The sequence below is a fragment of the Planococcus sp. 1R117A genome, assembly GCF_051417975.1.
Lineage (GTDB): Bacteria > Bacillota > Bacilli > Bacillales_A > Planococcaceae > Planococcus > Planococcus shenhongbingii.
Window position 1 is genome coordinate 1148535 of record NZ_JBPRLO010000001.1, and the last position, 7208, is coordinate 1155742.

Consider the following 7208-nt stretch of genomic DNA (forward strand, 5'->3'; position numbering starts at 1 on the left):
TACAGGCTATCCTTTTTACTTTTTACCCTAAATAGGGTAAAGTAGAGGGATAGACTACGAATTGAAGGATGAGTGCATTTTGAAAGAAATCGCAATTGACACAGAATTTATCACACTGGGCCAACTACTTAAAAAGACCGATATTATTAGTTCGGGAGGAATGGCGAAATGGTTTCTCAGTGAACATGAAGTATTTGTAAACGGAGAAGCTGAAGATCGTAGAGGCCGCAAGCTGCGTCCAAACGATACGGTAAAAATTCCTGAAAATGGGGAGTTTCGTATAGTTGTAGCCGAAGGCATGAGCTTCGATGTGGATTGACCGCCTTGAACTCTTGAATTATCGGAATTACGAAACATTGGATTTGTCTTTTTCCCCAGAAATCAATGTCTTTATTGGAGAGAACGCTCAAGGAAAGACCAATATAATGGAATCATTGTATGTCTTATCTATGGCGAAATCCCACAGAACGACCAATGATAAAGAATTGATACGCTGGGAAGCGGATTATGGTAAAATAAAGGCTGATGTTTTCCGTAAATATGGTAAATTGCCTTTGGAAATCATCTTGTCTAAAAAAGGGAAAAAGGCAAAAGTCAATCATTTGGAACAACGGCGGCTCAGTGATTATATTGGCCAGTTAAACGTAGTGATGTTTGCTCCCGAAGACTTGAATTTAGTAAAAGGGAGTCCGCAAGTTCGTCGGCGCTTTATTGATATGGAGATCGGCCAAATTTCACCCGTCTATTTGCATGACTTGTCAATGTATCAAAAACTTTTAAAGCAACGAAATCATATATTGAAACAAAACTACGGTAAACAAGCCATTAATGACGTCATGTTTGATGTTTACACGGACCAGTTTATCGAAGCAGCTGTGAAAGTTATCCGAAAACGCTATCAGTTCATGGAGTTATTGCAAAAATGGGCCGAACCTATCCATCACGGCATTTCTCGCGGGCTGGAACAACTTCAAATCCGCTATCAACCAATCAGCGGTCTAAAGCCCGAATGGACGCCTGAAGAGATGGCGTCTTTTTTAGAGCGAAAACTGGCTGAAGTACGAAAACGGGAAATAGAGCGTGGTTTGACACTTGTCGGTCCGCACCGTGATGAATTACAGTTTTTTGTCAATGGCTACGATGTCCAGACTTACGGTTCGCAAGGCCAGCAAAGAACCACCGCACTGTCTTTAAAGCTAGCGGAAATCGAATTGATTAAGCAGGAAGTCGGAGAAGCACCGGTGCTTCTATTGGACGACGTTTTATCGGAATTGGATGATTATCGGCAATCTCATTTGCTTAACACCATTCATGGTTCTGTCCAGACATTTGTAACAACGACGAGTGTAGACGGAATCCAGCATGAAACCATTCAAAATGCCCGTCTTTTCGAAGTGGCACAAGGGATGGTTAAGGAGTGACCGGCTATTTACATCCAGATTGGAAAAAAGCAGACCATCCGCATAATCGACATAATTGCCGTCATAACTTATGAAAACCAGGTGCCGGCTGCTTTTATACAGCTGCTTGTCCCTATAGAGAAAGTAAAATCATATATTGTGACGGATGATTTTACTTACGGCTCGCCTTTGCGGGCCCAAGCCATTTTGAAAAAAATTCAGCAACACAAATTATAAGTTAGCTAGAGGAAACAGAATGTTGTAAGGAAGAGTAGGTGAACGCAATGGCAATGGAAGAAAAAGATCTTCAACCATCATATGATGCAAATCAGATTCAAGTTTTAGAAGGATTGGAAGCTGTTCGCAAAAGACCCGGAATGTATATCGGTTCAACAAGTTCAAGAGGACTTCACCATTTGGTGTGGGAAATCGTGGATAATAGTATCGATGAAGCGCTGGCAGGTTATTGTGACGAAATTCAAGTAACAATCGAACCCGATGACTGGATCCGAGTAGAAGATAACGGCCGGGGAATTCCCGTCGGCATGCAGGAAAAAATGGGCCGTCCGGCAGTAGAAGTCATTATGACTGTTCTACACGCAGGCGGTAAATTCGGCGGCGGCGGCTATAAAGTATCCGGCGGCTTGCACGGTGTAGGTGCTTCGGTTGTAAACGCATTGTCTGAAGTGACAGAAGTTTACGTTAACCGTGATGGGAAACGGCATTATATCAAGTTTGAACGCGGAGCGGTAACAGAAGAGCTGCATGTGATCGGCGAAGCTGAAAACACAGGAACGACGATCCGGTTTAAAGCAGATGCTGATATTTTCAAAGAAACCACTGTCTATGAATTTGATCTTCTGGACCATCGCCTGCGGGAACTCGCTTATTTGAACCGCGGCTTGAAAATTATTGTAAGAGATGAACGCGAAGGCGAAGAGAAAGAGAAAGTCTATCATTTTGAAGGCGGCATTAAATCTTACGTCGAACATTTAAATAAATCCAAAGATCCTTTCCACGATGAAGCGATTTTCGTGGAAGCTGAAAAAGACGGCATTTCTGTAGAAGTGGCCATGCAATATAATGCAGGCTATGCTGCCAATATTTTTTCATTTGCCAATAATATCAATACCCATGAAGGCGGAACGCACGAATCCGGCTTTAAAACTGCCTTGACTCGCGTTGTAAACGATTATGCCCGTAAAAATGGCATGCTGAAAGAACAAGATGCCAATCTGACAGGCGATGACGTTAGGGAAGGGTTAACTGCCATCATTTCGATTAAACATCCGAACCCTCAATTTGAAGGCCAAACCAAGACGAAACTCGGCAATACGGAAGTCAGCCCTATTGTCAATAACTTGTTCTCAGGCGGTTTTGAGCGATTCCTTTTGGAGAACCCATCTGTTTCACGCAAAATTATTGAAAAAGGCATCATGGCTTCTCATGCCCGCATGGCTGCCAAAAAAGCCCGTGAATTTACACGCCGGAAGTCGGTCCTTGAAGTATCAAGCTTGCCTGGTAAACTGGCGGATTGCTCTTCTCGGGATCCGAAAATTAGTGAAATCTATATCGTTGAGGGTGATTCTGCGGGAGGCTCGGCAAAATCAGGCCGTGATCGGCATTTCCAAGCGATTTTGCCATTGCGCGGTAAAATCCTGAATGTTGAAAAAGCGCGCCTTGACAGAATCCTTACGAATGCTGAAATTCGAAATATTATTACAGCACTTGGTACTGGAATCGGTGAAGAGTTTAATTTGGCGAAAGCGCGTTACCATAAAGTTGTTATCATGACGGATGCTGACGTTGATGGTGCCCATATCCGTACACTGTTACTGACGTTCTTCTTCCGTTACATGCGGCCATTGCTTGAAGCAGGCTATATCTATATTGCCCAGCCGCCATTGTTCCAAATCAAGCAAGGTAAGCACGTAGATTATGTGTACACCGATGCGCAATTGAAAGATGCGCTTGGAAAATTGTCTCCAACACCAAAGCCGAATATTCAGCGCTATAAAGGGTTAGGAGAAATGAACGCTACACAGCTATGGGATACGACAATGGATCCGGATGTCCGGACCCTGCTGCAAGTTACGTTAACCGATGCAATGGTGGCAGATGAAACTTTCCATATTCTAATGGGAGACGACGTCGAACCGCGCCGCAATTTTATCGAAGAAAATGCGAAATACGTTAAAAATCTAGACGTTTAAGCGATGTAGAGTTGAGAGGAGGCTGCGGATATGGCTGAACGGCCTAGCAGTGGTGTTGAAGAAATAAATATAAGTACGGAAATGCGTACGTCATTCTTGGATTATGCCATGAGTGTTATCGTATCCCGTGCCTTACCGGACGTGCGTGATGGGTTAAAACCTGTACATCGCCGCATCCTATATGCAATGCATGATCTAGGGATTACTTCAGATAAGGCTTACAAAAAGTCAGCACGTATCGTTGGAGACGTTATTGGTAAATACCACCCTCACGGTGACGTAGCTGTGTATGAAACTATGGTCCGCATGGCTCAGGATTTCAGTTATCGCTATATGCTGGTAGATGGACACGGAAACTTTGGGTCAGTCGACGGAGATTCAGCAGCTGCGATGCGTTACACGGAATCCAGAATGTCGAAAATTTCGATGGAATTATTGCGGGATCTGAATAAAAATACAATTGATTATAGAGACAACTACGATGGCCAAGAAAAAGAACCTGTTGTTCTGCCAAGCCGGTTCCCGAATTTATTGGTTAACGGAACTTCTGGTATTGCCGTCGGAATGGCTACAAATATTCCACCGCATCACTTGGGAGAAACCATTGATGGAGTTTTAGCTCTAGCTGAAAACCCAGCAATTACTACAGAAGAATTAATGGAATTTATCCCTGGCCCTGACTTTCCGACAGGGGGCATTATTTTAGGGCGCAGCGGTATCCGCCGTGCCTATGAAACAGGCAAAGGCTCGATCATGATCCGTTCAGTGGTTGATATCGAAACAAAACCGAATGGCAAAGAAGTCATCATTGTCAATGAAATCCCATTCCAAGTGAATAAAGCTCGCTTGATTGAAAAGATTGCGGAACTTGTGCGCGATAAACGAATTGACGGCATCACCGACTTGCGGGACGAATCTGACCGCAACGGCATGCGCATTGTTATTGAAGTCCGCCGAGATGCGAGCGCAAGTGTTTTGTTGAATAATTTATATAAACAAACAGCGATGCAAACAAGCTTTGGAATCAATATGCTGGCGCTTGTAGATGGCCATCCGAAAGTTCTCGGCTTAAAAGAAGTGCTTTTCCATTACTTAGAACATCAGAAAGTAGTTATCCGCCGCCGTACACAATTTGATTTGGCGAAAGCGGAAGACCGCGCTCATATCTTAGAAGGTTTGCGCATTGCCTTGGATCATATCGATGCAATTATTGCGTTGATCCGCAGTTCTCAAACGACAGAAGAAGCCCGCAACGGCTTGATGAGTAATTTTGATTTGTCAGAGCGCCAGTCCCAAGCGATTTTGGATATGCGCCTGCAGCGTTTGACTGGTTTGGAACGCGACAAGATTGAGGAAGAGTATCAAGGTCTGGTTAAGTTAATTGATGAACTGCGCGAAATTTTAGCGAATGAATATCGGATTCTTGAAATTATCCGTGAAGAATTGACTGAAGTGAAAGAGCGTTTCAGCGATAACCGCAGAACTGAAATCACCACAGGCGGAACTGAGATGTTTGAAGATGAAGATTTAATTCCGGTAGAAGCTTCTGTGTTGACATTAACTCATAACGGTTATGTGAAACGGATGCCGGCAAACACGTTCCGCAGCCAGAATCGTGGCGGCCGCGGCGTACAGGGAATGGGCACCAATGAAGACGATTTCGTTGAGCACATGCTTTACACGTCTACGCACGATACCATCCTGTTCTTTACGAACAAAGGAAAAGTATATCGCAAAAAAGGTTATCAAGTTCCGGAATATGGTAGAACGGCGAAAGGCCTTCCATTAGTCAACTTGCTGGAAATCAGCAAAGATGAAAAAGTAACAGCCGTAATCCGTGTCAAAGAGTTTAAGGAAGATGCGTTCTTCTTCTTTACAACACGCGAAGGCCTCAGCAAGCGGACACCGGTTTCAAATTATGCCAATATCCGCCAAAATGGTTTGATTGCCATCGGTCTGCGTGAAGAAGATGAACTGATTTCTGTTAAACTGACAGACGGCAACCAGGAAATGATCATCGGTACCCGTGATGGTGCACTGATCCGTTTCCCTGAAACCGATATTCGCAGCATGGGTCGGACAGCAAGCGGTGTACGCGGTATCCGATTGCGTGAAGGCGACAGTGTTGTGGGAATGGAAGTTTTGAATCCAGGAGATAATATTCTGGTCATCACGGAAAAAGGTTATGGCAAACAGACGAAAGAATCCGAATACCGAGTTCAGTCCAGAGGCGGTATGGGTATCAAGACTTGCCAGATTACAGACAAAAACGGACCGCTTGTAGCTGTGCGGACAGTCAATGGAACAGAAGACATTATGCTGATCACCATCAATGGTATTTTGATCCGTATGGATGTTAATGATATTTCGCAGACTGGCAGAAGCACGCAAGGCGTCCGGTTGATCAAACTGGCTGAAGAAGAAACGGTTGCAACAGTAGCACGAGTGAAAAAAGATATTGAAATTCCTGAAGAGGAAGAAGAAGCTGAAGGAGATGCCGATGCAGCATTGATTGAAGAAAGTGCTGGAGCGGATGTCTATACTGAAGATGAAGTTGTCGCTAATGAAGAGATCGATCATGTAGAAGAAGAAATTGAAGAAGACGCAGAATAATTTTCGGCCCGCTGATTTGTCAGCGGGCTTTTTTATTTGGCTGAAATGAATTCATCTCTTTATCAGTGGCGGTGTTTTAATTTGATATGTCTTTGTGATTTTGGCGATATCGAGAAAGAGCATCTAAGTTTCTGTAAGCAGCTAACCCAAGTCTTTTGTGCAAAAGGCGAGTAAGATGCAATAGAATGACAGAGCCGGCGAATAATATCTGCACCGGCAAATTTGAACGATCTATTTATGGGCTTCGTTCTTTCTTCTATATAGGGGATGTGGAATTTTGCAGATGAAAGTTTTATTGCAGCTCAACTATTAGGCCTAAGTAAATCTACTTGAGAATTTCATCGAACCTGCTAAAGAAAAACACCTATAAAATCCAAGAAGTTTCCCGAAAGAAAAAGAATTTACTTTAAGCAGAAGTTTTTTTCGTAAAACAGTTGACGCGGAAAGTTAAGCATGGTATATTAATCAAGTCGCCAATGAGTGCGGCGTTAACAAAAAGAAAACCTGAACCTTGAAAACTGAATGCAAAACGTCAACAAATAGTGGGGACCGCGTTCCGAACGCGGCACCCACATTCTGCGAAGGTCGCGTGCGACCGGAGCAAAACACTACTGATCAAGCGTGCTAGATCAAGCGACTCGCGCATCCTTCGGGATGGCGAGACGCCAGCAGAACATTGAGCAATCAATTTCTTCTATAATGGAGAGTTTGATCCTGGCTCAGGACGAACGCTGGCGGCGTGCCTAATACATGCAAGTCGAGCGGAGAACTTGGAGCTTGCTCCAGGTTTTCAGCGGCGGACGGGTGAGTAACACGTGGGCAACCTGCCCTGCAGATCGGGATAACTCCGGGAAACCGGGGCTAATACCGAATAGGTTCGGCTCCCGCCTGGGAGCCGACGGAAAGACGGCTCACGCTGTCACTGCCGGATGGGCCCGCGGCGCATTAGCTAGTTGGGGGGGTAACGGCCTCCCAAGGCGAC

General features: G+C 44.5%; 4 protein-coding genes and 1 rRNA gene. All 5 read left to right on the forward strand.

Features of this window, described 5'->3' with window-relative positions; all coding sequences use genetic code 11:
- The first annotated feature begins 79 nt into the window (after positions 1 to 79).
- Positions 80 to 319, forward strand: coding sequence for a S4 domain-containing protein YaaA (gene yaaA, locus ACSFXN_RS05420; RefSeq protein WP_437149135.1), 240 nt, complete (start codon positions 80 to 82; stop codon positions 317 to 319).
- On the forward strand, positions 309 to 1421 hold the full coding sequence (gene recF, locus ACSFXN_RS05425) for a DNA replication/repair protein RecF (protein WP_300990863.1): 1113 nt from the start codon (positions 309 to 311) through the stop codon (positions 1419 to 1421). The genes yaaA and recF overlap by 11 nt, the downstream gene beginning before the upstream one ends.
- 263 nt (positions 1422 to 1684) lie before the next feature.
- A complete protein-coding gene (gene gyrB / locus ACSFXN_RS05430) occupies positions 1685 to 3613 on the forward strand; it encodes a DNA topoisomerase (ATP-hydrolyzing) subunit B (protein ID WP_437149170.1) in 1929 nt (642 codons plus the stop codon).
- 30 nt (positions 3614 to 3643) lie between these two features.
- Positions 3644 to 6226, forward strand: coding sequence for a DNA gyrase subunit A (gyrA, locus tag ACSFXN_RS05435; protein WP_300990864.1), 2583 nt, complete (start codon positions 3644 to 3646; stop codon positions 6224 to 6226).
- A 696-nt stretch (positions 6227 to 6922) separates the two neighbouring features.
- Positions 6923 to 7208: ribosomal RNA gene (locus ACSFXN_RS05440) — 16S ribosomal RNA — on the forward strand; the annotation flags it as partial.